Raw genomic sequence first — 22,899 nt, forward strand, 5'->3', positions numbered from 1 at the left:
GCCCCTGCCTTGGCCAAACGACCGACAAAACCAAAGACCGACCCCGCCGCCGCGGACGCCCTGCTGGCCAAGCGGCGCGCCCTGCACAAGGCGCGCCGGGTGGTGGCCGAGGATCGCTGGAACCGATTCCGCAAGGCCGCGGCCCGCCGCGTCGGCCTGGCCGAGAAGGGCGCCACCGAGCAGAAGTTCGACCTGATGCTGGCGCGGGCCAAATGGCCCGGCCGCGCCGCCCTGATCGCCCGTTCGGGCCTCTGGGACCTGCGGGTGGACCATAACCTCGGCCGCGAGGGCGGGCCGGTGAAGGGCCTGGTGGACTATGTGCGGGCCGGACCCGACTCCGGCGCCTTCCCGAAGGCCCTGTTCGACCAGACCTGGTACCTGGAGAAGAACCCGGACCTGATAGGCACCCGCTGGGCGCCGCTGGCTCACTACCTGGTGGCCGGCGACCGCGAGGGCCGCGATCCGCACCCGCTTTTCGACCTGAAGGACTATCGCGGCCGCCATGCCGTGAAGGTGGCCGCCACGGGCCTGAGCGCCCTGCAGCATTTCATCCATCGTGGGGCGGTGGAGGGCTTCGATCCCCATGCCCTGTTCGACCTGCGCCACTATGTGGGCCAGGCCGAGGAGGTGGCGGACTCCGGCGAGAACCCGCTGATCCACTATCTGCGCGAGGGCTGGCGGCGCGGCTACGATCCGCACCCGCTGTTCGCCGGCGATTGGTACCTGGCCCAGAATCCGGACGTGGCCGACCGGGGCATCGCGCCCTTGCTGCACTATGTGACCAGCGGCGCGGTCGAGGGCCGCAGCCCCCACCCGCTGTTCGAGGCCGTCTGGTACGCCGAGCACTATCGCGACGCCGCCCCCCTGGGCTCCAACGCCCTCTCCCATTTCCTCGACTATGGGGCCGAGCAGCGGCGCAACCCGTCCGCTCACTTCGACGTGGCCTTCTATCTGGAGCAGAATCCGGCCGCGCCGTCGGACCAACATCCGGTGATTCACTATCTGATGGAGGGCGCCTTCGAGGGCGTCTCCCCGGCCGCCGACTTCAACGAGGCGACCTATCTGATCGAGCATCCCGAGACGGCCGAGACCCCGGTGGCGGGCCTGCTGCACTGGGCTCTGTCGCGAACGCCGAAGCCCGAGCCGGGCGCGATCGGCCGCCGGGCCCAGGGCGACGACGGCCTGTTCGAGCAGCTGCGCAGCTCGGGCCGCATGCGCGACGCCGGCGCCTACGACATCCAGGCCTATCGCGACATGACCCTGGACCGGCGCCGCGCCAAGGAGCGCGCCATCGCCGGCGTTAAGGCGAAGACGCCCAGGCTCATCTCGGTCGCCGAGCGCGACGTGGAGAAGGCGGCGGCCGAACTGGCCTTCCAGGCCGCACCGCGCCCCAAGGTCTCCATCGTCATCCCCGCCTACAACAACCTGACCTTCACCCTGGAATGTCTGGCGGCGCTGCAGGCGGCCGCCGGATTGGAGCGGGCCGAGGTGATCGTCATCGACGACGCGTCAACCGACGCGACCAGCGCGGTGTTGGCCAAGGTCGTGGGCCTCAAGCTGATCACCAATCCCGAGAACCTCGGCTTCATCCGCACCTGCAACAGGGCCGCGGACAAGGCCCGCGGCGAGTTCGTGGTCTTCCTGAACAACGACGTCCAGGTGCGGCCGGGCTGGCTGGCGGCCCTGCTCGCCCCCTTCGCCGAGGAGGAGGACGTGGGCGCCACGGCGCCCAAGATGCTGTTCCCCGACGGTCGGCTGCAGGAGGCGGGGGCGCGGATCGGGGTCGACGGCGCCGCCGAGATGATCGGCCTGTTCGAAGACCCGGACCTGGCCCGCTGGAACGTGCGGCGCGAGGTCGACTACGCCTCGGGCGCCTGCCTGATGGTCCGGCGCAAAGTGTTCGCCGAGCTGGGCGGTTTCGACCTCGCCTTCGCCCCGGCCTATTGCGAGGACGCCGACCTCTGCTTCCGTCTGCGCGAGCGCGGCCTTCGGGTGATCTACGAGCCGACCGCCGAGATCGTCCACCACCTTAGCGTCACCGCCAATTCCATCGACGCCGGCTACAAGCACCGGCTGGCCACCCGCAACCAGCAGGCCTTCGTCGAACGATGGGGCGAGCGGCTGGAGGCGCTGAACGCGGTGCGCACCATCGCCTTCCATCTTCCCCAGTTCCACGCCATCCCGGAGAACGACCGCTGGTGGGGCGCGGGCTTCACCGAGTGGACCAACGTCACCCGGGCCCTGCCGAACTATCGCGGCCACTACCAGCCGCACCTGCCGGCCGACCTCGGCTTCTACGATCTGTCCGACCCGCAGACCCTGAAGCGCCAGGCCGAACTGGCTCAGCGCTACGGCGTCGGCGGCTTCTGCCACTATTTCTACTGGTTCACCGGGGGCCGCCGGGTGCTGGAAAAGCCGCTGGAGCCGTTGCTCGACGGCAAGCCGGACGACTTCCCCTTCTGCCTGTGCTGGGCCAACGAGAACTGGACCCGGACCTGGGACGGCGAGGCGCGCGACGTGCTGCTGGCCCAGACCTACGCAAAGGGCGACGCCGAGGCGCTGATCGCCGAGATGGCTCCCTATCTCGCCCGGCCCAACTATATCAGGATCGGCGGCAAGCCCCTGGTGCTCATCTACCGGCCAGGCCTGCTGCCCGACGCCAGGGCCTGGACCAAGGCCTGGCGCGACCACTGCCGCAAGGCCGGGATCGGCGAGATCTACCTGGCCTTCGTCGAGAGCTTCGAGAACGCCGGCGGCAAGACCGACCCGACGAGCCTCGGCTTCGACGCCTCGGTGGAGTTCCCGCCGTCGGGCGCGGGCGCCCTGATCCATCCGCCCGGACCGCTGTACAATCCGCGCTTCGAGGGCCGGGTGAACGACTACCGGGCCATGGTGCGGCGTTATCTCGACACCCCGCCGCCGGCCCATACCCGGTTCCGCGGTGTGATGCCCTCCTGGGACAACACCGCCCGGCGCCAGGATGGCGGCTGGTCCTATCAGCACGCCACGCCGGGCGCCTTCCAGGCCTGGATCGAGGCCATGTTCGAGGAGACCCGGCGCCAGAACTTCGGCGACGAGCGGATCGTCTTCATCAATGCCTGGAACGAATGGGCGGAGGGCGCGCACCTGGAGCCCGACCAGCGGTTCGGCCATGGCTGGCTGGAGGCGGTGAAGAACGCCTACGACGCCGACCTGGTGGACAGGTCATGAGCGACCTCGTCCTGGTCGGACATCCGTTCTCGGCCATCGGCATGGCCGAGCACGTCCGTTCGGCCCAGCGGGCGCTGAAGGCGGTGGGCGTCCAGGCCGGCCTGCTGGACGTCTACGGCATGGACCGCGGCAAGGACCCCGACTTCGAGCGCGAGTTCGGCGGCGATGTGGTCACCGCCCTCTCGGAAAAGACCAACCTCTTCTGCATCAACGCCGACGAGGTCGAGCAGGCCATGGGCGTGCTGGAGCACCTCGGCTCGGGCCCGGCCTTTCAGAGCGCCTACAACATCATCTATCCGGCCTGGGAGCTGGCGAAGTATCCCGAGCCCTGGGCACGGATCCTGGAGCGGTTCGACGAGGTCTGGGCGCCGTCGGAGTTCATCCGCGAATGCATCGCCGGGGCCGTGGACAGGCCGGTGATCCACATGCCGCTGGCCGTGGAGATGACGGTGTCGGCCTTCCTGGGACGCCGGCATTTCGGCATTCCGGAGAACGCCTTCGTCTGCCTGTTCTTCTTCGACTTCTCCTCCTACGCCGAGCGCAAGAACCCGTTCGCCATGCTGGAGGCCTTCGAGAAGCTGGTCGCCCTGCGGCCGGACGCGCCGCTGCACGTGGTGGTGAAGTACAAGGGCGGCAAGGACGACAATCCGGGTCGGCGGGCGCTGGAGGCCCGGCTCGCGGCGCTCGGCTCGCGCGCCCAGTCGATCACCCGTCAGCTGTCGGACAACGAGATCAAGAACCTGGTGCGCTGCGCCGACGCCTTCGTTTCCCTGCACCGGTCCGAGGGCTTCGGGCGCGGGCCGGCCGAGGCGATGATCATGGGCCGCGCCGCGGTGGCCACGGCCTATTCCGGCAATCTCGACTACATGACCCCGGAGACCAGCCGGCTGGTGGACTACAGGCTGATCCCGGTGGCCGAAGGGGCCTACCTGTTCGGCGAGGGTCAGGTCTGGGCCGATCCCAGCGTCGATCACGCGGTGCAGCTCCTGGCCGGGCTGGTGGACGACCCGGCCGAGACCCGCGCGCTCGGGGCCCGCGCCCGGCGCCACATCCGCACCCACTTCAGCGCCCGCGCCATCGGCCTGCGCTACGCCGCGCGGCTGGAAAAGCTGGCGGCCCGCTGACACTGTTCCGCTCATTCCGGCCTTCGCCGGGAAGAGCGTCGGATATTCTAGGTCTTTGGCGCCTCGGCGGGTTTTGGGTCGGGCTCCGCCTTCGGCTCTTCCTTCGCCTCGACCGGAGCGGGCGGCGGCGTGACGCCCCGGCTTGCGAGTCCCGGATTCTCGGTCACGGCGATCTGGTGGATGGTGAAGGTCCCGCCGGCCTGATCGTCTGTGTCGATCCGCAGGCTGTCGATCACCGAGTTGATCCAGTCCTCGCCGCCCTTCTTCGGGCGCGCCATGTCGTAGACCAGCACCACCGTCTCGTTGACGCCGGGGGCCGCGCCTTCCACCGGCTTGGAACGGAAGTCCCCCGACTCGCCATGGTTGGCCGTGGAATAGAAGATCGCCCCGTCCCAGGCCGCGCCGGGCCGATGGCGGGTCAGGCGCACCAGCACCAGGGAGTAGCGGCTTCCGTCAAGTTCCAGCCCCTTGGGCGAACGCAGGATCGGGTCGAAATCCACATTGCGCACCGCCAGCCCGGTGGGCGTCGCCGGAAGCACGCTGCCGCCGGCCAGGACGAAGCCCTCTGTTGAGCCGTCGAATGTCCAGAGACGTCCGGCCTTGAGCGGCTTGCCGCCGATCTCGAAGGCGCCCGCGGCCTCGTTCCAGGCCACCTTCTGGGCGCGCAGATTGCTGGGGGCCTGGGGGATCGTGGGGCCCTTGGCGGGCCTCGCCCAGGGCGCGGGCTCGTCACAGCCGGCCAGGAGGAGCGCCGCCGCCGACAGGATCGGAATCAGGATCGACTTCATGCCCATGCCCCGCCCGTCACGGGCGCCGCCCGGATCGGAAGACCGGCGGGTCCAAGGCCAGATAGAGAAGCCCTGCCAACGCCGCCAGATCGAGGGCGTAAAGATATCTGTAGTCGCAGGCGATTGAGACCACGAAGAAGCTGGCCGTGAAGGCCAGGACCCCGAGCATCAGTCCGGCGATCACCATGTCGGCGGCCTCGCGACGGAACACGAGGAAGCCCGCGACGATCAGGGCCGCTGCGGCGAAGGCCAGGTGGGAATAGAACGGCGTCACGTACCACCAGGTGGCGTAGTTGCTCATGGCCAGGTCGGAGGGTTCGCGGCCCGGCTGGATCTGCAGGAGCTCCAGCCGCTCCACCGGCGCCTCGACGCCGACGAAGATCGGGTTGCAGCGCTCGAGCACCGGATTGATCAGCACCTGGACGAAGGCGTCCCAACGGTGGGCGAGATAGGCGCCGGGATGCCGCAGGATCAGGTCGAACCACTGAGCCGAGATCGCCGTCTCCGGCGTCAGCCAGAGCGCCGCGCCGAGCGCCGGACTGGAGTCCAGGAAATCCACCCGCTCGGGGGAATAGACCTTCGGCGCCTCGGCCTTGATGACGGGGACGGCCTTGGGATTGGCCTTGGCGATGGCTTCGAGCTTCAGGGTCGGATCGTGGGCCACCGCGCCGACGATGTCGTAGTGGCGAAGTATGCGCAGGCCGGTGGAGAGCGCCTGGTCCGGACCCGAGCCGCGCGGCTGGGCCAGGACCCCCATCACCTGGGCGAGCACGATGACGCTGACCAGTCCGCCGAGACCCCAGGCAAGCCCCGGGCGCCAGCCGCGACTCCCGGCCGTCCATCCCAGCGCCAGGGCGGCGAAGACGACGAGCACCAGGCCGTTCTGGCGCACCGACATGGCGATGGCCAGGGCGAAGGCGGCGGCCGCCAGGAGAAGCCAGGGCCGGCGCTCTTCGTCCCAGCCCTTGGCGGCGTGGGCCAGGCAGACGAAGCCTGCGACGCTCAGATTGGCGAACAGCACGTCCTTCCACACAGCGGCCTGGATCAGCAGGAGGGTCGGCGACGCCGCGGCGATCGCGGCGAAACCCACCGCCCACCAGGAGGCGCGGCCACGCAGCTCGATCAGCGAGATCAGCGCCCAGGTGAGGATCAGCGCGCTGGCGGTGACATAGAGCCCGGTCCCCGGCACCACCTCGTCGAACAGGCCCAAGATCTTTGCGTAGACGGCCGGACCGAAGCTTTCGCGGACGCCGAATCGGCCCTCATAGAGCTGGGTCACCGAATCGGCTGACAGGTGGCCGGGCAGGCTGGCGGCCAGCAGGAACACCAGGCCTGCCAGCAGGATGGCGCGCAGCGCGGCTTCTGGCTTCAGCCCCGGCACCCGCTTCCTCCCCCGCCCGGACTAGGCCTGGACGTTCTTGACGATGATGAGGAAGCCCCCGAGCATGAGCACGTAGCCGAACGCCATCGGCCAGGAGACCGGCTCCTTGAAGATCGCCCAGGCCGCGATCGGGACCAGCGCCGAGCCGATCAGGGAAAAGGTATACGCCTGCGAAAGCGGCACGCGGGTCAGGACGTAGAACCAGAACAGCGAGGTCAGCGCGTACCAGGCGAAGGCGCCGATCAGCGGGTAGTTCAACAGGACCTTCATGTAGAATGGCCCCTCGATCCGCGCACTGTAGATCGCCCCGGCCTTGAACAGGAGCTGTCCGGCCGGCAGCGCGACCGCGAAGAACGAGCAAAGGAGCATGTCGGTCAAGGTCATGGCAGATCACCTTCGATGCGCACCTCGGCGCAGGCACATAAACAAGTCAGCGTCGTCAGCATGCTCGAATCCTGGACCATCCGGGGCGGAGAGAATCAGCGCAAGCGAGTGACCTGAACCTACCGTCTTTGCGACGTCAGGCCGATATGTCCCGCTGGGCCGCCGTCAAACGCGACCTCCTGAACCTCGGGTGAGAGGTTGCAATGGACGCCGGGCGCGACTACCCCGCCAACACCCTCTAAGGCGACATTGGACCGACCGACGACAATGCGTCACGAACTGGTGCGCGCCCGCGCCCCCCTTCGACTAGGCTTCGGCGGCGGCGGGACCGACGTGGCGCCCTATTGCGATGAGCATGGTGGGGTGGTGCTGAACGCCGCGATCGACCTCTTCGCCCATGTGACGATCCAGGCCCGTAGCGACGACCAGGTCCGGCTGGTCGCCGCCGACGGCGAGATCGACTGGCAGGCCAAGGCGACCGCCCCCCTGCCCACCGACGAGCCGCTGCGGCTGCTCAAGGGCGTCTACAACCGATTCATGGCCGACCATGCCGGTGGGCAGGCCATCCCGCTGACCCTGATCACCTCCGCCGACTGCCCGCCCGGCTCCGGACTGGGCTCGTCCTCGGCCCTGGTGGTGGCCATGGTCGAGGCCATGCGCCGGTTCATGGGCCTGGAGATGGACGCACAGGCCGTCGCGGCCCTCGCCTTCGACATCGAGCGCCGGGAGCTGGCCCTGGCCGGCGGCGCCCAGGACCAGTACGCCGCGGCGTTTGGCGGCCTCAACCTGATGCGGTTCGCCGCCGGCCAGCAGGTGGAGGTCGAGCCCGTCGAGGTCCCGGCCCGGGTGATGAAGGAGCTGGAGGCTTCGCTCGTCCTCTACTTCACCGGGGTCAGCCGCGAGTCCGCCGCGATCATCGACGAGCAGACCGCCAAGATGCGCAGCCATGAGGCCAAGTCGATGGAGAGCCTGCATGCGCTCAAGGCCGGGGCCTTCGAGATGCGCGACGCCCTGGTGGCCGGCGACCTCGCCCGGTTCGGCGCCCTGCTGGATTCAGGCTGGAACTCCAAGAAACAGATCGCCCACAACATCTCCTCGCCGCAGATCGACAAGGTCTACGAAGCCGCCAAGAGCTTCGGCGTGTTCGGCGGCAAGGTGAGCGGCGCAGGCGGCGGCGGCTTCATGATGTTCCTGGTCGACCCCACCCGCCGCGAAGGCCTCAAGCGGCTGCTGGCTGGCTTCGGCGGCGCGGCCCAGGCCGCCCGGTTCACGCCCGCCGGCGCCGAATCCTGGGACGTGCGGTAGCCCTCGAAACCCGCTAGGACGCGCCACGTGAAAGAGCTCTCCAAGTCCATCGTCCGGCGCATGGCCGACCCCAACTTCGCCCGCCGCTGGTTCGTGGGCGAGGGCCTGGACATCGGCGGCAAGCCCGACCCGCTGTCGCTCTATGCGCCGTTCTTCCCGGAGCTGAAGTCCGTCCGCGTCTGGGACTGGGAGGACGGCGACGCCCAGTTCCTGAAGGGCGTCGAGCCGGGCAGCCTCGACTTCGTCCATTCCAGCCACTGCCTGGAGCACCTGGTCGATCCGCGCGCGGGCCTGGCGGCCTGGTTCGGGGCCATCAAGCCCGGCGGCTTCCTGATCGTCACCGTCCCCGACGAGGACCTCTACGAACAGGGCGTGTGGCCCTCGACCCACAACCGCGACCACAAGTGGACCTTCACCATGCTGAAGGCCCGCTCCTGGAGCGAGGCCTCGATCAACGTGCTCGAGCTGCTGTCGAACCTCGGCCCGGCCGCCGACGTGGAGAGGGTCGCCCTGCTCAACTCCACCTTCCGCTATGACCTGCCGCGCTTCGACCAGACCCTGACGCCGATCGGCGAGTGCGGCATCGAGTTCGTGGTCCGCAAGCGCACCGCCCGTGAGCTGACCTATGGCGGCCTGGTCCGCGATGTCGACCAGCCCGCCCCGGCCGAGCGCAAGCACTTCAACCAGTACCGCGCCGACCATGCCCACATGAAGACCAGCGCCCCGCCCTTCGAGGACGAGAGCGAGCTCTAGGAACGCTCGGCCGCCGAATCGCCTTGGGAATCCGCGTCCGGCGCCATGCTTGCGCCGCAAAAAGCGACCTGTTACCCACCGCGCGGCGGCTTACGGACGTTTCGCGTCCGGAAGTCTGTCGGGAGACGAGATGCAATCCGTACAACACATGGTGCGCACCGGTCGGCGCGGGCCCATGCACGAGTTCAGCATGGCGTTCGCGGACCTGCGCGGCTCCTTCGGCCGGATCGGCCTAGCCTGGTCCCTGGCCTGGCATGATGTGGTGTCCAGATACCGCGGCTCGATCATCGGCCCGTTCTGGATCACGCTCTCCATGGGCCTGATGGTGGCGGGGATCGGATTCCTCTACGCCAACCTGTTCAAGATCCCGGTCCACGACTTCATCCCCTATGTCGCCATCGGCATCGTGTTCTGGGGCCTGATCTCCAACGTCATCGTCGAGGGCTGCGGCGCCTTCGTCGGCGCCTCGGGCATGCTGAGCCAGACCTCGCTGCCGATGATGACCTTCATTTGGCGCACGGTGCTGCGCAACGTCATCAACCTGGCCCACCACTTGGTGATCATCGTGGGCGTGCTGATCATCTATGACCACTGGCGCCAGGCAAATGCGCCCCTGGCCCTGGTGGGGGTGGTCCTGGTCATGCTCAACCTGGGCTGGATCTGCCTGGCGACCGCCATGGCCTCGGCCAGGTTCCGCGACATCCCGCAGATCGTCGCTTCGATCACCCAGTTCGCCATGTTCATGACGCCGGTGTTCTGGCTGCCCGGCGGCCGGCTGGAGAACCACGCCGTGCTGTTGCTGAACCCGTTCCACCACATGCTGGAGGCGGTCCGCGCCCCGCTGCTGGGACAGGCGCCGGGGGCGACCACCTATCTGGTGCTGGGCGCCATGGCCCTGATCGGCTGGGGCGTCACCTTCACCATCTTCTCCAACATTCGTCGGCGGATCGTGCACTACCTATGAAGGGTCCCCAGGTCTCGATCAGCGTCACCGATCTCACCCTGCGCTTCCCCGTCTACGGGGTGGACGCCAAGTCGCTGAAGAAGCGGCTGGCCAGCATCACGGTGGGCGGCAAGCTCGGCCGCACCCTGACCGGCGCCACCGAGGTCACGGCGCTCTCCAAGGTCAACATGAAGCTCAAGGCCGGCGACCGGCTAGGCCTCATCGGCCACAACGGCTCAGGCAAGACCACTCTGCTGCGGGCCCTGTCGGGGGCCTATGAGCCCGACGAGGGCACCATCGACGTCCATGGCCAGATCGCCGCCCTGCTGGACCTCAATCTTGGCATCGACCCTTCGGCCACCGGCCTGGACAACATCCGCCTGCGCGGCCGCATCGCCGGTCTCACCGCCCGCGAGATCGAGGACAAGCTGGAGGAGATCGCCGAGTTCACCGGCCTCGGTCCGTTCCTTGCCATGCCGCTGAAGACCTATTCCGCCGGCATGCAGGCGCGGTTGGCCTTCGCCGTCTCCACCGCCGTCGAGGCCGACGTGATCCTGATGGACGAGTGGATCGCCGTGGGCGACGCCGACTTCCAGAAGATCGCCCACAAGCGCCTGCTGGGCCTGATGGAGCGGGCCGGGATCCTGGTGCTGGCCTCGCACGACCTCGACCTGATCCGCCTCTACTGCAACAAGGTCATGCGGATCGAGGGCGGCGTCGCCTCCCCCGTCACCGACGTCAAGAAGCTGCACGAACTGCTGGCCGCCGCCTGACAGATCGTCCGCCCCCGGGAGCTCTTGTGGACGTCATCTTCACCATCGTGTCGCGCAACTATGCGGCCCAGGCGGCAAGCCTGATGGAGAGCCTGGCGGTCGCCGAGCCCGCGGCCGCCCGCGTGGTGGTGACCACCGACGGCCCGATCGCCTTCGCCGATTCGAAGATTCGGGTGATCGATGCCGCGACCCTGGTCCCGGACTACGGCGTCATGTGCGCCTATTACGACGCCCTTGAGCTCAACACGGCGGTCAAGCCGCACGCCTTCCGCGCCCTGCTGGCCGAGGAGGGCGTGACCTCGGGCGCCTATCTCGATCCCGACATCTGGGTCTACCGGCCGCTCGACGAGGTGCGTGAGGCCCTGGCGGCCGCGCCCCTGGTCCTGACCCCGCACATGACCCGCCCGCTGGCCGGCGAGGCCAATCCCAACGACCACGTCATCCTGACCTCGGGCGCCTACAATCTCGGCTTCATGGCGGCGCGCGCCGAGCCGCAGATCGACGCCCTGCTGGCCTGGTGGGCGGAGAAGTGCCGGTTCGACTGCCGGGTCGACGCCGCCGCCGGCCTGTTCACCGACCAGAAGTGGATGGACCTGGCGCCCGGACTGGTGAGCGACCTGGCGCTGCTGCGCACCCCGACGCTGAACCTCGCCTACTGGAACCTGGAGGGCCGCGAACTCGTCAGGACCGCAGAGGTCTGGACGGTCGAGGGCCGGCCGCTGGGCTTCTTCCATTTTTCCGGCTTCGATCCCGCCCATCCCGGCCTGCTCTCCAAGCATCAGGACCGGATCGCCGTGGCGGCGGGTTCGCCGCTGGCCGCGCTGCTGACCGACTACGCCGCGGTGCTGATGCGCAACGGCCACGAGCAGGCCACGCAGGTCCCCTACGGCCACCGCGCCTTCCCGTCGGGCCAGATCGCCACCAAGGCCCAGCGCCGCCGCCTGCTGGCCGCGGCCCGGGCGGGTGAAGACTTCGGCGGCGGCCTGACCGCCAGGGCCGAGGCGTGGCTTTCGGTGGAGCCGGGCAAGGGCGTCCGCGATCCGGTCCCGCCGCCGGAGGGTCCCTGGCTGGCGCCCTCGGGCGAACTGGCCGCCTGGCTGATGGCCGGGCCGGCGACGCCGGCTATCGGCGCCCTGCTCGCCGGACGCAGGGACCTGCGCGACCGGTTCGCCTCCGACACCGAGGGCTTGAAGGCCTGGCTGCTGGGACCCGAATCCCTGGACGGCCGGTTCTCCGGCCGGCTGGCGCCGATCGAGGCGTTCCAGGATCCCGACCTGTCCCTGCGCGCGGCGCGCTACGTGGCGGGCGATCTTCCCCAGGCAGGCCTGCGCCTGGCGGCCTATGGGCTGGCCGACCGCGCCGGCTGGCCTGTAGCCCTGGCCGCGCCCCTGCGCCGCCGCTTCGACACCCCGGTCGCAGAACTCGCCCGCGGCCTGCCGTTCACCCGGCTTTTCCTGGAGATCTGGGAGAGCCGCGGCGACCTGCAGAAACTGTTCCCCCTGCTGAGCCTGCGCCAGCGCTTCGCCTATCTGCGCTGGCTGATCGGCGGCGGATTGGCCGAGGCCGGAATTGATCTCTCCGCCCTGCCGCCGGCCGTGGACAGCCATCCGATGTGGGAGCTGGCCCGTTTGACCGTGCGCCGCGAACCGCCGCCCCTCGCCCGCCCGGCGGCCACTGGACGGATCGGACAACTGGTGGTGGTGGAGGCCTGGAGCGAGGGCTGCGCGGCGCGCGACGCCCTGGTGTTCGACGCCGGCGCCGGGCGGTTCCGAACTCCGGGCGGCGGGCCCGCCGCGCCGCCGGCCCTGGCCGAACGCGTGGTCTACCGCGTCCAGCCCGACCTGGTCGCGGCCGACGCCGTGGCCCTGCTGGCCAACGGCGTGACCTGGCGCTCCGCCTCATGAGCCTGTTGAGTTCAGCGCGCCGCCTATGGCGGCAGATGACGCCCGAGCCGGTACGGCGCGCGATGCAGCCGATCCTGGGACCCGCGCTCACCGTCTATGTCCGGTCCCTCGCCCGCCGACCGCACGAGGCCCAAGCCTATGACGGCCCGATCCGGGTGGTGGGCGACTTCGGCGGCTCCTATGGCATCTCGGCCTCGGCTCGGTTCGCGGTGCGCGCCTTCCAGGCCCTGGGCGTGCCGGTGGAGGCCGTGGACGTCTCCGGGGCCAAGCTCGACTGGATAGGCGCCGCTGACGCCGCCCGCGCACCCGGCCCTTGGATCTTCCACATCAACGCCCCGGAGTTGCTGGCGGCCCTGGCCTATCTGGGCCCGAAGCACGTGCGCGGTCCCCGATTCGGCTACTGGGCCTGGGAACTGCCCAAGGCGCCCAAGCGCTGGCTGAAGGACGCCCGGCTGATGGACGAGATCTGGGCGCCCAGCGACTATACCGCCCACGCGCTGGCGGGGGCCAAGGCGCCGGTGCGGGTCGTGCCGCATCCGATCTTCCTGGAGGACTATCGCGACGTGGCGCCCCTGCCGCGCGCGCCCGGCTTCCTGGCGGTCACACTGTTCGACTTCAATTCCTCGATGGCGCGCAAGAACCCCCAGGGCGTGATCGCCGCCTTCGCCCGCGCCTTCCCCGACGATCCCACGGCGCGGCTGGTGATCAAGACCCAGAACGGTGGCCTGTTTCCCGGCCTGCTGGACGAACTGCGCCGCGCGGCGCCGGCCAATGTGGAGGTGCTGGACGCGGTCTGGCCCTATGTCCAGGTGAAGGCCCTGATCGCATCGGCCGACGTACTGATCTCGCTGCACCGGGCCGAGGGCTTCGGCCTGACCATCGCCGAGGCCATGGCACTGTCCGTGCCGGTGATCGCCACCGGATGGTCGGGCAACACCGACTTCATGGACGAGACCTGCGCCCTGGTCGTGCCCTCCACCCCGGTGGCGGTGGACGATCCGCAGGGAATCTACAAGGGCCAGGCCTGGGCCGATCCGGACATCGAGGCCGCCGCCCAGGCGCTGGCGCGGCTGCGCGCCGATCCGGTGCTGGCCAGCCACCTGCGCCAGGCGGGACGGCGGCGGGTGGCCGAGCGGCTCTCGCCGCAGGCCTGGTTCGCGACCCTGCCCAACGATCTGCGCAAGGCGGCCATGGTCGCCGCCAGCCGCTCGCGGAAGGCTCAGTCCCGCGCGTAGGGTTTACAGAAGGTGGTCAGGGCGAAGACGCCCAGCGCGGTGGCCGCCGCGGCCGGGACAAGCGTCAGCAGCACCTGGTCGGGGCCGAAGCCCACGGCGCGCAGTTCGCCGGCTATCAGCGGGCCGGCGATGGAGCCCAGCCGCCCGAAGGCGATGGCCGCGCCGGACCCCGCCGCGCGCACCCCTTCCGGATAGTAGGTCGGGGCGAGCGCATAGAGGATGTAGAGCCCGCCCACGACGGCGAATCCCGCCGCCCCGGCCGCGGCGTACAGCGCTCCGATGCCGGTGAATTGCGACAGGCCATAGAGCGCCACGGCCAGGCCGGCGAAGACCGCGACCAGCAGCCCGCGATAGCCGGTCCGGTCGGCGATCCAGCCCAGGATCAAGGCGCCCACGACGCTGCAGATGTTCATCCAAAACGAGGCCTGGGCGCCGTCCTGCGGCGTGAAGCCCTTGGCCACCATGAGGGTCGGCAACCAGTTGAGCAGCAGGTAGGTCACCAGCAGGTCCAGCGCGAAGATCAGCCAGATCAGCGAGGTGGCGAGCGCCCGCTTCTCGCCGAACAGACCGTTGATCAGGCGGCGGTCAAGGTGCTGGGCCGGAGCCGGACGGGTCTCGGGCAGGAAGAAGAACACCACGGGGGCCAGCAGCAGCGGCAAGGCGCCGCCGATCAGGAAGATGGTTCGCCAATCCACGGACTCGCCGCCGAACTGAGCCAGCAGGGCCACCGCCGACCCCCCGGCCGGCAGGCCGCAGAACATGCTGGTCGTGGTGATCGCGCGCCGGTTCGGCGGGCTGATTTCGGTCGCGATGGCCATCATGTTGGGCATGGCGCCGCCGAAGCCCAGGCCGGTGGCGAGCCTGGCCAGCACCAGGGTCTCGTAGCTGTTCGACAGGGCCGTCGCGACGGAGAAGATCCCGAACAGGACCACCGACACGGTCAGCACCGGTCTCCGCCCGAACCGGTCGGCCGCCCAGCCGCCCGTGAGCGCGCCGATGGCCAGGCCGAGCATGGCCGCGCTGCCGGCCAGGCCGAGCTGGCTGGGGCCGAGCCCCAGGTCCGGGGCCATGCGCGGTGCGGCCACCCCGAAGGCCTGGATATCGTAGCCCTCGAGGGCCGCGATGCTGAAACAGATGGCGACGATGAGTCCGGGGCCCAGTCGCCCGGCGGCCTTCGCGGTCATGCTGATTCCCCGCCCCTGACGCGGAGCGCATCTGACAGGGCCGGGACGCTCCGCGCCAGCGGAGATGTGCGCCTAGCCGTCCAGCTTGTCGGGCTTGAGGTTCATCAGGCCGCGGCGTTCCAGTTCGCCGATCATCTGATCGAGCTGGCTGCGCAGCTCGATCATGCAGTCGGGCGTCAGGATCAGATAGCCCGACTGCACCATCTGCTCCTGGCCGGCCGTGTCGGCGACATTGGCCGAGAACGCCAGGCGGAAGACGCCGGACTGGAACCCAAGCCCGGCCATCTTGTCGCCGAAGATCATCGGAAGATCGAAATCAGGCAATCCGGGCGGGCTGGGCATGGTCTCAAGATCGCATGATTCCTTCGGGGCTCGGGAACCCAGCCCGATCGCCGCGGCCTAGCGGCGGAACGACACCCCCAGGCGGACCAGACGCGGGGCCGCGAAGCTCTCGACCCCGTCGGCGGTCTCGCCCACCTCGATCTCCGCGTCGAACAGGTTCTCGGCGGCCAGGTAGACCTCGGTCCCTTCCGACACCCGCCAGCCCGCCCGGACATCGACGCCGAACGCCGTGGCCAGTCTGCGCGTGTTGAGGTCGTCCTCGAAACGGGCGCCCTCGTAGCGCAGGTCGGCGGCGAGGGTCAGGTGTTCGGAAGCCCGCCAGTCGGCGCCGGCGGTCACGGTCAGTTCGGGCGTCTGGGCCGGGCGCTTGCCGGTGAGCTGGGCGGCGGCGGTTCCGCCGTCCACCTCGGCCCTGGCGGCGGAAAGGGCGGCGCGGACGGTGAATGCCGGGCTTAGGTCGGCGGCGATGTCGGCCTCGACCCCCCAGGCCTCGATCTGGCCGGCGTTGCGCCGTTGGCGCAGAACACCGCCAGCCGGGATGAAGCCCGCCGTCGGGAAGGCGCCCGGGCCGAAGCCTACGGTGACATTGGTGATCGGGTCCTCGAGGCGGTTGTAGAAGACCGCCAGGTTCCAGCGCACCGCGCCCTCGCCGCTGAGCCCGGCCTCGACGCCGTAGAGGGTTTCGGGTTTCAGGCCGCTATTGGCCTCGGTGACGTCGTTGCCGACCCGGAAGGGCCTATGCAGCTCGTTGAGCGTCGGCGGCCGGAAGCCGGCATAGGCGGCCCCGCGCAGCCAGGTCTCGCCGGCCAGGCGCTGGCGAACGCCGAAGCGGGCGGTGGGCGTTGTCCCCGAGTTGTCGGCCGGACTCTGGTCCAGCAACAGGACTCCGGTGGCCAGGTCGCGCTCGCGGCGCACCGCGGCCGTGGACTTCCAGCCGTCGAGCCGCGCCCCGCCGGTGACCAGAAGGTCTCCGTCGTCATAGGCCGCCTCGGCATAGGCGCCGCCGACCAGGGTCTCGCCGCCGGCGACCCGGCCGCGGGTGAAGGCGCCGTTCAGGAACCGGAAGCGCTCGCGGACCTCGCCCTTCGCCGCGCGGACGTCGGCGCCGAGCTCCCAGGCCCAGGGACCGGACTTCGCCTGCCAGGCGGCGTTGACGCCATAGCCAAGCGCCGGCGTGGCGTACTGGTCGTTGGCCGGGGTGGTGAAGGCGCGCCCCGCGCCCACCGCCACGGAGGTGTTCTTCAGGTCGCTGGAGCGGACCCACGCCTGGACCCGCCAGCCGGCCGCGTCGTCGCTGGGCGCGCGGGCGGCCGTCAGGGTGAGCGAGCCGCCGCTGGCGATGGAGCGCGCGCCGATCAGGCCGGCGCCGCGCCGTTCCTCATAGGCGCCCAGGCGCACGGCCCAGCCGGCGGCGCCGAGATCGCCCTGCAGCCGCGCGGAGATCGCCGCGTCGCGGAGGGTCGTCGGGGCGTCAGCGGCGCCCGCCCGGGCCCGCACCGGGACATAGCCGTCATTCCTCGATCCGCTGGCCACGATCAGCAGGTTATCGGTCCCCAGGGCCGCGGCGGCGCGGTAGCTCCCCTGCTCGCCGGCAGAGGCCGAGAGCGCCGAGAGCCCGTCGCGGGCGCCCGCCTCGCGAAGGGCCACCACCCCGGTCAGGGCGCCGGCGCCGTAGGGGCCGGCCCCTGCGCCGCGGATCACCGCCGCGCCGTCCAACCCCTCGCCCGGCAGGGCCGACCAGATCACCCAGCCGCCGAAAGGATCGTTCTGTGGCGCGCCGTCCAGGGTGACCAGGGCCCGGCCCGCCCCCGACGGTGCGATGGCCCGCAGCGACAGCCCCTGGATGGTGGGATTGGCCGCGTCGCTGCCGGTGCGCCGGAACAGCGACACCCCGGGCGAGCGCTTCAGCGCCACGTCCAGGCGCGGCGAGCCGGCCAAGGCCTTGGCGTCGAAGGTCTCGACGGAGAAGGCGGCCTCACCCGCCAGGGGCGGCAGGCGGGGCGCTTGGACGACGACGGCGGCGACCTCGGCCGGCGGAGCTTCGATGGGCATGGCGGTTCTATAGAGCGTTCGCCGACGACGGAAAGGCGCCAGGGCCTTGGCCGGCCTCGCCCGGCGCGTTTAGATGGCGGGTCGTCCGGAGCCAAGACCATGCCCAAGTTCGCCATCAAGCCGCTGACGCCCACGATCGGCGCCGTGATCGAGGGCTGCGACCTCTCGCAGCGCCTGGACGACGAACAGCTCGCCGACATCCGCGGGGCGCTGCTGAAGCACCAGGTGATCTTCTTCGAGGACCAGCACATCAGCCCCGTCCAGCACCGGGACTTCGCCGCCCGTTTCGGGGCGTTGCACACCCATCCGCTCTATCCGGGGGTGCCGGAGGCGCCGGAGCTTTTCATCCTGGACAACCACAAGGACAACCCCACCGACAACGACAGCTGGCACACCGACGTCACCTTCATCGAGACCCCGCCCATGGCCTCGATCCTGTACGCCAAGCATCTGCCGCCCTCGGGGGGCGACACCATTTGGTCGAACATGAAGGCGGCCTATGAGGCCCTGTCGCCCGCGTTCCGGGAGTTCCTGTCGGGCCTCGACGCCGTCCACGACTTCGCGCGCGGCTTCCCGCAGCGGGGGATCGTCGCCAAGGGGGCCGGCGAGGACAAGCACGCCAAGGCGCTGGCGGAGCACCCGCCGGTGTTGCACCCGGTGATCCGCACCCATCCGGAGACCGGCGAGGACGGGCTGTTCGTCAATTTCGGCTTCACCGACCGGATCAAGGGCCTGCGCCGCAAAGAGAGCGACGCGATCCTCCACATGCTGTTCGAGCACATCCAGAAGCCGGAGTTCCTGGTCCGCTGGCGCTGGAGCGAGAACGCCGTGGCCTTCTGGGACAACCGGGTGACCCAGCACTATGCGGTCAACGACTACCTGCCCCACCGCCGGATCATGAACCGCGCCACGGTGCTGGGCGACCGGCCCTATCACCGCTCGCGCATGCCGGCCGGGGTCAGGGCTGCCGCGGAGTAGCCACCATGGCGAACTCGCGCCCGCCCAACGTGGCCAGGGCCGTGGAACAGGCCTGGCTGGCGGCGCTCTGGTCATCGGCCTTGTAGCGCAGGGTGGTGACGGCGAGCGCGCCGGCCTTGCCGTCCAGCATCTGGATGGCGGTGTCGGCCAGGGTCTCGCGGGTATAGACCGCGCTCAGGCACGCGTCGCGGACGGCGCCGGGCGCGTGGGCCTTCTGCAGGGCGGCGAAGGCGGTGAGGCAGGCGGCCTTGGTGGCGCCCACGGCGGCGCGGGCGCCGGCCTGAGGCGAGGCGGAGGCCGCCAACTGATCGAAGTGCCCGCCAGCGCGGTTCATGGCCTGCTCGCAGGGTTCGACGATGCCGCGCACGTCCTGGACCGCCTGGGCGGCAGTGGGGGCGACGGCCGCCACCGAGGTCAGCGGGACCTTGGCGGCGGGTGGACTGCAGGCGGCAGCCACGAGCGCCATGCCTGCGAGAAGGAGAGTGCGGAACACGGGGAGGACTCCGGGAATATTCTGTCTTGGCTACGGAGCCCGAGACAGAATCGACGCCTCCCCGCGTCAAAAATTCTTGGGCGATGCGGGACATAGTAGCGCTGAAGGGTTACGCCAAGGTTGCCCAACATTTCAAATTTCTAATGTGGCGCGAATTCCACGATCCGCGCGCAGACGTCGGCCACCACCGTTTCGACAGGACGGGCGACGTCCACCAGCCGGGCGTCGTCGGGCGGCGTCAGGGCGGCGAACTGGCTCGCGAGAAGGCTTTTCCCGGCGAAGTGACCACGGCGTCCAGCCAGGCGCGCGCCGATCAGCTCCGGATCGCCGGACAGCAGGATATAGCGCACGGCGCCGTCAAACCCTGCCTCCAGCCAGACGCGCACGCTATGGGTGAGCGCCGAGCAGGCGACGATGGTGACGGGCGCATCGGACCGTTTCAGCGCGGCCGTAAGCGCCTCGATCCAGGGCCGGCGGTCCGGGTCGGAGAGCGGCCGGCCCGCGGCCATCTTCTCGCGGTTGGCCGGGGAGTGGAAATCGTCGGCCTCGACAAAGGGCAGGCCCAGGCGCTCGGCCGCCGCTCGGCCGACGGTGGACTTGCCGCTGCCGGCCACGCCCATGACGACAATGAGCGTCCGTCCCGTCATGCGTCGCCGAGGAAGAGGCCGGCGCAGGCCTCGACGATGGCCTGGGCGTCCAGGCGGTAGCGGCGATAGAGGTCGGGAAGGTCGCCGACCTGGCCGAACTCGTCGAGACCGAGCGGGCTGACCCGCTGGCCCAGCACCCCGCCCAGCCAGGAGAGCGCGCCGGGCGAGCCGTCGATCACGGTGACCAGGCCCGCGCCGGGGCCGAGCTCGGAGAGCAGCCTGGCGGCGTGGCTCTGGCGCGGCGTCCCCTCGGTCCAGCGGGCGCGCTGCGAGGCCATCCAGTCGCGGTGCAACAGGCCCGGCGAGACCACGTTCAACACCCCGATCCCGCCGAAGTCCTCGGCCAGCTGGTCGGCGGCTTCCAGCACCTCTGGGGCCACCGCGCCACAGAACACGATGGCGGCCTCGGCGTTCGCGCCTGGCCGGCGCAGCCAGTAGGCGCCCTTGAGCGCCTCGTCGCGCCAGGCGTCGTCCTGGCGCTCGACCTGCGGGAAGGCTCGGGTGGTCAGCCGCAGATAGACCGAGCCGCCGTCGTCGGCCTGCATGTGCTCGAAGGACCAGCGCATGACCTCGGCCAGTTCGTCGACGAAGGCAGGTTCGAAATAGGTGAGCTTGGGCTGGCCGATGCCGATCACCGGCGAGTGGATCGACTGGTGCGCCCCGCCCTCGGGACCGAGCGTCAGGCCGGAAGGCGTGGCCACCAGCATGAAGCGGGCGTCCTGGTAGCAGGCATAGTTCAGCGCATCGAGGCCGCGGGCGATGAACGGGTCATAGACCGTGCCGATGGGCAGCAACCGCTCGCCCCAGATAGCGCCGGCCAGGCCGAGGGCCGCCAGGTTGAGGAACAGGTTGTTCTCCGCGATGCCCAGCTCGATGTGCTGACCCGCGCGCCCGCCGATCCACTTCTGGGTCGAGGGGATCTTGGCGTCACGGAACACGTCGCGGGTTTCGCGGCGGCGGAACAGCCCGCGATGGTTCACGAACCCACCGAGATTGGTCGAGACCGTCACATCCGGCGAGGTGGTCACCAGCCGCCCGGCGATGGGATGGTCCAGCTTGGACAGGTCCAGCAGGATCCGCCCGAAGGCGGCCTGGGTGGACTGCTCCTTGCCGTCGGGCGAGGGGAACTCGGACCGGGCGGGGATCGGGATCATCGGCGCCACCGGCCTCCGGTCAGCCGGCTGCGCGAAGGGCGAGGCCTCGACGAAGGCGCGCAGCGCGTCGGCCTCGTGGGTCGGCACGCCGGCATAGGGCTCCCACTCATCGCCCTCCGGCACGGCCAGGGCCTGGCGCAGGGTCTCCACCTGGTTGGGGGTCATCAGGCCGGCGTGGTTGTCCTTGTGGCCGGCCAGGGGCAGGCCGAAGCCCTTGATGGTGTAGGCGATGAACAGGGTGGGCGTGTCGTCGGCCGAGGCCTCGGCATAGGCCTCCAGCAGGGTCTCGACGCAGTGGCCGCCCAGGCCGGTCATCAGGGCCGCAAGCCCCGGCTCGTCATAGCTGTCCAGCAGGGCCTTCACGTGGGGCCGCTCGCCGATGTCGCGCATCAGCCGCTCGCGCCAGTCGCCCTGGTAGGTGAGCGCCGCATAGTCGGCGTTGGGGCAGGCGTCGATCCAGGTCCGCAGGTGGTCCCCGCCCGGCTGGGCGAAGGCGGCGAGCTGGGCCTTTCCGTGCTTCAGGTTCAGCACCCGCCAGCCGAAGGTGGCGAAGATGTCGTCGAACCGGTCGAACATCCGGTCCGCGGTGGTCGCGTCCAGGCTCTGGCGATTGTAGTCGACGATCCACCAGGCGTTCTTGATGTCGTGCTTGTAGGCTTCGATCAGGCACTCGTAGATGTTGCCCTCGTCCAGCTCGGCGTCGCCCAGGGTGGCGACCATCCGGCCTTCGCGCGCCGGGTCCAGCCAGCCGTGGGCCTTCAGGTAGTCCTGGGTCAGCGAGGCGAAGGCCGTGACCGCCACGCCCAACCCCACCGAGCCGGTGGAGAAATCGACGTCGTCATGGTCCTTGGTCCGCGAGGGATAGGACTGGGCGCCGCCATAGGCCCGGAACCGCTCCAGCTGGTCGCGGGACTGGCGGCCCAGCAGGTACTGGATCGCATGGAACACCGGGCTGGCGTGAGGTTTCACCGCCACCCGATCCTGCGGGCGCAGGGCGTGGAAATAGAGCGTCGCCAGGATGGTGGTCATCGAGGCGCAGGAGGCCTGGTGGCCGCCCACCTTCAGCCCGTCGCGGCTGTTCCTCAGGTGGTTGGCGTTGTGGATGGTCCAGGTCGACAGCCAGCGCAGCCGCTCGTCCAACCGGTTCAGGTGCTCGACCGCGCGGTCGGCGGTGGGCGCGGTCTTCAGACTGGCGCGAGACATGGACGGCGGTTCCCTTGCGACCCCGCTGGCCTATCACGACCCCAAGCGGAGAAATTTGCAAAGACAGCCGTCCCGCCCCTCCGTTCGGGGCAGATTGTGCCTTGGCTCGCGGTGGTTCAGGCCTCGGGTTCGCTTCGCGCGTCGATGCGGTCTTCAAGGTCGATGTCATCGACGATGACCCCGTCGGAATCGGTCATCTCGAAGGGCACGCCGTCGGCGGTCAGCTCCTCCCACTTGGCGAGAGCCGCCTCTTCCGTGTCGATCGTGTATGTCACCGCCCGGCCGGGATGGCGGGCTGATATCCTGTATGCCATGGCCCATCCTACCTGCGGTGCGGCCGAAGCGCGACGCCTGTCGTGGGTCAGGCCCCCGGCGACGTGGCCAACCAGATGACATGGCGCGCCCCACGGCTCCCGCCGGTTGCCCGCACGCGCGCCTCTTCGACCGCGAAGCCCGCTCTTCTAAGCCGCTGGGTGAAGGCCGCGTTCGGCGCCGAGGACCACACGGCCAGCACGCCGCCGGGCCGCAGCGCCCGTCGGGCGGCGGCCAGCCCCCCCTGGTCGTAGAGGCGGTCGTTGGCCTTGCGGCTCAGGCCCTCGGGGCCGTTGTCCACGTCGAGCAGGATGGCGTCGTAGGTCGCCTGGGCCGACCCGATCAGGGCGCCGACGTCGCCCTCGTAGATGGTCAGGCGAGGGTCCTGCAGGCATTCGCCCGAGATGTGCGCCATGGGTCCACGCGCCCAGGCGATCACCGCCGGGACCAGTTCGGCCACCGTGACCCGCGCCTGCGGCCCCAGGTTTTCCAGGGCGGCGCGCAGGGTGAACCCCATGCCGAATCCGCCGATCAGGATGTGGGACCTCGGCCGGTCCCGCAGGCGCTCGCAGGCCAAGGTGGCCAAGGCCTTTTCCGAGCCGCTGAGCCGGCTGTTCATCAGCTCGATGCCGCCCGACATGATCGAGAACTCGGCGCCCCGCTGCATGAGCCGCAGCTCGCCGCCGTCGTCCGGAACCGTGGTCGTGTCGAGGTGAGTCCAGCGAATCATCGTG

The 22,899-nt window shown here is 70.0% G+C and carries 20 protein-coding genes; 9 read left to right on the top strand and 11 right to left on the bottom strand.

Annotated elements, in window-relative coordinates; genetic code table 11:
- Positions 1–9 precede the first annotated feature (9 nt).
- A complete protein-coding gene (locus tag M9M90_RS18270) occupies positions 10–3,210 on the top strand; it encodes a glycoside hydrolase family 99-like domain-containing protein (protein ID WP_254834666.1) in 3,201 nt (1,066 codons plus the stop codon).
- The gene (locus M9M90_RS18275; protein ID WP_254834667.1) at positions 3,207–4,334 is read left to right on the top strand and encodes a glycosyltransferase family 4 protein; all 1,128 of its coding nucleotides are present in this window, start codon (positions 3,207–3,209) and stop codon (positions 4,332–4,334) included. Before M9M90_RS18270 ends, M9M90_RS18275 begins: the two co-directional genes overlap by 4 nt.
- Positions 4,335–4,381: 47 nt before the next feature.
- On the opposite strand, the gene M9M90_RS18280 is transcribed toward M9M90_RS18275, so the two are convergent.
- Genes M9M90_RS18280 through M9M90_RS18290 form a run of 3 tightly spaced genes read right to left on the bottom strand, consistent with a single transcriptional unit; the run spans position 4,382 to position 6,887 of the window.
- The gene (locus tag M9M90_RS18280) at positions 4,382–5,122 is read right to left on the bottom strand and encodes a hypothetical protein (RefSeq protein ID WP_254834668.1); all 741 of its coding nucleotides are present in this window, start codon (positions 5,120–5,122) and stop codon (positions 4,382–4,384) included.
- A 16-nt stretch (positions 5,123–5,138) separates the two neighbouring features.
- The gene (locus tag M9M90_RS18285; protein ID WP_254834669.1) at positions 5,139–6,503 is read right to left on the bottom strand and encodes a hypothetical protein; all 1,365 of its coding nucleotides are present in this window, start codon (positions 6,501–6,503) and stop codon (positions 5,139–5,141) included.
- 21 nt (positions 6,504–6,524) lie between these two features.
- Positions 6,525–6,887, bottom strand: coding sequence for a hypothetical protein (locus tag M9M90_RS18290; protein ID WP_254834670.1), 363 nt, complete (start codon positions 6,885–6,887; stop codon positions 6,525–6,527).
- Positions 6,888–7,154: 267 nt separating this feature from the next.
- Here M9M90_RS18290 and M9M90_RS18295 point away from each other — a divergent pair, with 267 nt between their 5' ends.
- The 6 genes from M9M90_RS18295 to M9M90_RS18320 all read left to right on the top strand — a co-directional run bounded on the left by M9M90_RS18295 (position 7,155) and on the right by M9M90_RS18320 (position 13,800).
- Positions 7,155–8,192 carry a dehydrogenase gene (locus M9M90_RS18295; RefSeq protein ID WP_254834671.1) on the top strand — a complete coding sequence of 346 codons (1,038 nt, stop codon included), beginning with the start codon at positions 7,155–7,157 and terminating at the stop codon, positions 8,190–8,192.
- Between the two features lie 27 nt (positions 8,193–8,219).
- Positions 8,220–8,945, top strand: a complete 726-nt coding sequence (locus tag M9M90_RS18300) for a bifunctional 2-polyprenyl-6-hydroxyphenol methylase/3-demethylubiquinol 3-O-methyltransferase UbiG (RefSeq protein WP_254834672.1) — start codon at positions 8,220–8,222, stop codon at positions 8,943–8,945.
- Positions 8,946–9,075: 130 nt separating this feature from the next.
- Complete coding sequence (locus M9M90_RS18305) at positions 9,076–9,909, top strand: ABC transporter permease (protein ID WP_254834673.1); 834 nt, start codon at positions 9,076–9,078, stop codon at positions 9,907–9,909.
- Positions 9,906–10,661, top strand: coding sequence for an ABC transporter ATP-binding protein (locus tag M9M90_RS18310; protein WP_254834674.1), 756 nt, complete (start codon positions 9,906–9,908; stop codon positions 10,659–10,661). Before M9M90_RS18305 ends, M9M90_RS18310 begins: the two co-directional genes overlap by 4 nt.
- Before the next feature lie 26 nt (positions 10,662–10,687).
- Positions 10,688–12,565 carry a hypothetical protein gene (locus M9M90_RS18315; protein WP_254834675.1) on the top strand — a complete coding sequence of 626 codons (1,878 nt, stop codon included), beginning with the start codon at positions 10,688–10,690 and terminating at the stop codon, positions 12,563–12,565.
- A gap of 35 nt (positions 12,566–12,600) precedes the next feature.
- Positions 12,601–13,800, top strand: a complete 1,200-nt coding sequence (locus M9M90_RS18320; protein ID WP_254834676.1) for a glycosyltransferase family 4 protein — start codon at positions 12,601–12,603, stop codon at positions 13,798–13,800.
- Here M9M90_RS18320 and M9M90_RS18325 read toward each other — a convergent pair.
- From M9M90_RS18325 to M9M90_RS18335, 3 genes are all read right to left on the bottom strand, one after another.
- Positions 13,785–14,984: an MFS transporter gene (locus M9M90_RS18325; protein WP_254834677.1), complete on the bottom strand. Its 1,200-nt coding sequence runs from the start codon at positions 14,982–14,984 to the stop codon at positions 13,785–13,787. The genes M9M90_RS18320 and M9M90_RS18325 overlap by 16 nt on opposite strands.
- Before the next feature lie 72 nt (positions 14,985–15,056).
- Positions 15,057–15,326 carry a hypothetical protein gene (locus tag M9M90_RS18330; protein ID WP_254834678.1) on the bottom strand — a complete coding sequence of 90 codons (270 nt, stop codon included), beginning with the start codon at positions 15,324–15,326 and terminating at the stop codon, positions 15,057–15,059.
- Positions 15,327–15,383: 57 nt separating this feature from the next.
- Positions 15,384–17,378: a TonB-dependent receptor gene (locus tag M9M90_RS18335; RefSeq protein ID WP_254834679.1), complete on the bottom strand. Its 1,995-nt coding sequence runs from the start codon at positions 17,376–17,378 to the stop codon at positions 15,384–15,386.
- 99 nt (positions 17,379–17,477) lie between these two features.
- Between M9M90_RS18335 and tauD the strand changes: the two genes are divergently transcribed.
- The gene (tauD, locus tag M9M90_RS18340) at positions 17,478–18,356 is read left to right on the top strand and encodes a taurine dioxygenase (RefSeq protein WP_254834680.1); all 879 of its coding nucleotides are present in this window, start codon (positions 17,478–17,480) and stop codon (positions 18,354–18,356) included.
- On the opposite strand, the gene M9M90_RS18345 is transcribed toward tauD, so the two are convergent.
- From M9M90_RS18345 to M9M90_RS18365, 5 genes are all read right to left on the bottom strand, one after another.
- Positions 18,337–18,849 (bottom strand): hypothetical protein, encoded by a 513-nt coding sequence (locus tag M9M90_RS18345; protein WP_254834681.1) that lies wholly within the window; start codon positions 18,847–18,849, stop codon positions 18,337–18,339. The two genes, tauD and M9M90_RS18345, sit on opposite strands and share 20 nt — an antisense overlap.
- 140 nt (positions 18,850–18,989) lie before the next feature.
- Complete coding sequence (locus M9M90_RS18350; RefSeq protein WP_254834682.1) at positions 18,990–19,496, bottom strand: gluconokinase; 507 nt, start codon at positions 19,494–19,496, stop codon at positions 18,990–18,992.
- Positions 19,493–21,853, bottom strand: a complete 2,361-nt coding sequence (locus tag M9M90_RS18355; protein ID WP_254834683.1) for a transketolase — start codon at positions 21,851–21,853, stop codon at positions 19,493–19,495. Before M9M90_RS18355 ends, M9M90_RS18350 begins: the two co-directional genes overlap by 4 nt.
- A gap of 116 nt (positions 21,854–21,969) precedes the next feature.
- Positions 21,970–22,167, bottom strand: a complete 198-nt coding sequence (locus M9M90_RS18360; protein WP_254834684.1) for a hypothetical protein — start codon at positions 22,165–22,167, stop codon at positions 21,970–21,972.
- 47 nt (positions 22,168–22,214) lie between these two features.
- Positions 22,215–22,895 (bottom strand): spermidine synthase, encoded by a 681-nt coding sequence (locus M9M90_RS18365; protein ID WP_254834685.1) that lies wholly within the window; start codon positions 22,893–22,895, stop codon positions 22,215–22,217.
- Between the last annotated feature and the right edge of the window lie 4 nt (positions 22,896–22,899).

This window comes from Phenylobacterium sp. LH3H17 (assembly GCF_024298925.1).
Taxonomy (GTDB): domain Bacteria; phylum Pseudomonadota; class Alphaproteobacteria; order Caulobacterales; family Caulobacteraceae; genus Phenylobacterium.

What these genes read in the sequence shown, in the direction of transcription:
- M9M90_RS18350 (WP_254834682.1), bottom strand. Translation starts at nt 19,496, where the DNA reads ATGACGGGACGGACGCTCATTGTCGTCATGGGCGTGGCCGGCAGCGGC.
- M9M90_RS18360 (WP_254834684.1), bottom strand. Translation starts at nt 22,167, where the DNA reads ATGGCATACAGGATATCAGCCCGCCATCCCGGCCGGGCGGTGACATAC.
- M9M90_RS18290 (WP_254834670.1), bottom strand. Translation starts at nt 6,887, where the DNA reads ATGACCTTGACCGACATGCTCCTTTGCTCGTTCTTCGCGGTCGCGCTG.
- M9M90_RS18280 (WP_254834668.1), bottom strand. Translation starts at nt 5,122, where the DNA reads ATGAAGTCGATCCTGATTCCGATCCTGTCGGCGGCGGCGCTCCTCCTG.
- M9M90_RS18355 (WP_254834683.1), bottom strand. Translation starts at nt 21,853, where the DNA reads ATGTCTCGCGCCAGTCTGAAGACCGCGCCCACCGCCGACCGCGCGGTC.
- tauD (WP_254834680.1), top strand. Translation starts at nt 17,478, where the DNA reads ATGCCCAAGTTCGCCATCAAGCCGCTGACGCCCACGATCGGCGCCGTG.
- M9M90_RS18275 (WP_254834667.1), top strand. Translation starts at nt 3,207, where the DNA reads ATGAGCGACCTCGTCCTGGTCGGACATCCGTTCTCGGCCATCGGCATG.
- M9M90_RS18335 (WP_254834679.1), bottom strand. Translation starts at nt 17,378, where the DNA reads ATGCCCATCGAAGCTCCGCCGGCCGAGGTCGCCGCCGTCGTCGTCCAA.
- M9M90_RS18305 (WP_254834673.1), top strand. Translation starts at nt 9,076, where the DNA reads ATGCAATCCGTACAACACATGGTGCGCACCGGTCGGCGCGGGCCCATG.
- M9M90_RS18330 (WP_254834678.1), bottom strand. Translation starts at nt 15,326, where the DNA reads ATGCCCAGCCCGCCCGGATTGCCTGATTTCGATCTTCCGATGATCTTC.
- M9M90_RS18295 (WP_254834671.1), top strand. Translation starts at nt 7,155, where the DNA reads ATGCGTCACGAACTGGTGCGCGCCCGCGCCCCCCTTCGACTAGGCTTC.
- M9M90_RS18365 (WP_254834685.1), bottom strand. Translation starts at nt 22,895, where the DNA reads ATGATTCGCTGGACTCACCTCGACACGACCACGGTTCCGGACGACGGC.
- M9M90_RS18310 (WP_254834674.1), top strand. Translation starts at nt 9,906, where the DNA reads ATGAAGGGTCCCCAGGTCTCGATCAGCGTCACCGATCTCACCCTGCGC.
- M9M90_RS18325 (WP_254834677.1), bottom strand. Translation starts at nt 14,984, where the DNA reads ATGACCGCGAAGGCCGCCGGGCGACTGGGCCCCGGACTCATCGTCGCC.
- M9M90_RS18320 (WP_254834676.1), top strand. Translation starts at nt 12,601, where the DNA reads ATGACGCCCGAGCCGGTACGGCGCGCGATGCAGCCGATCCTGGGACCC.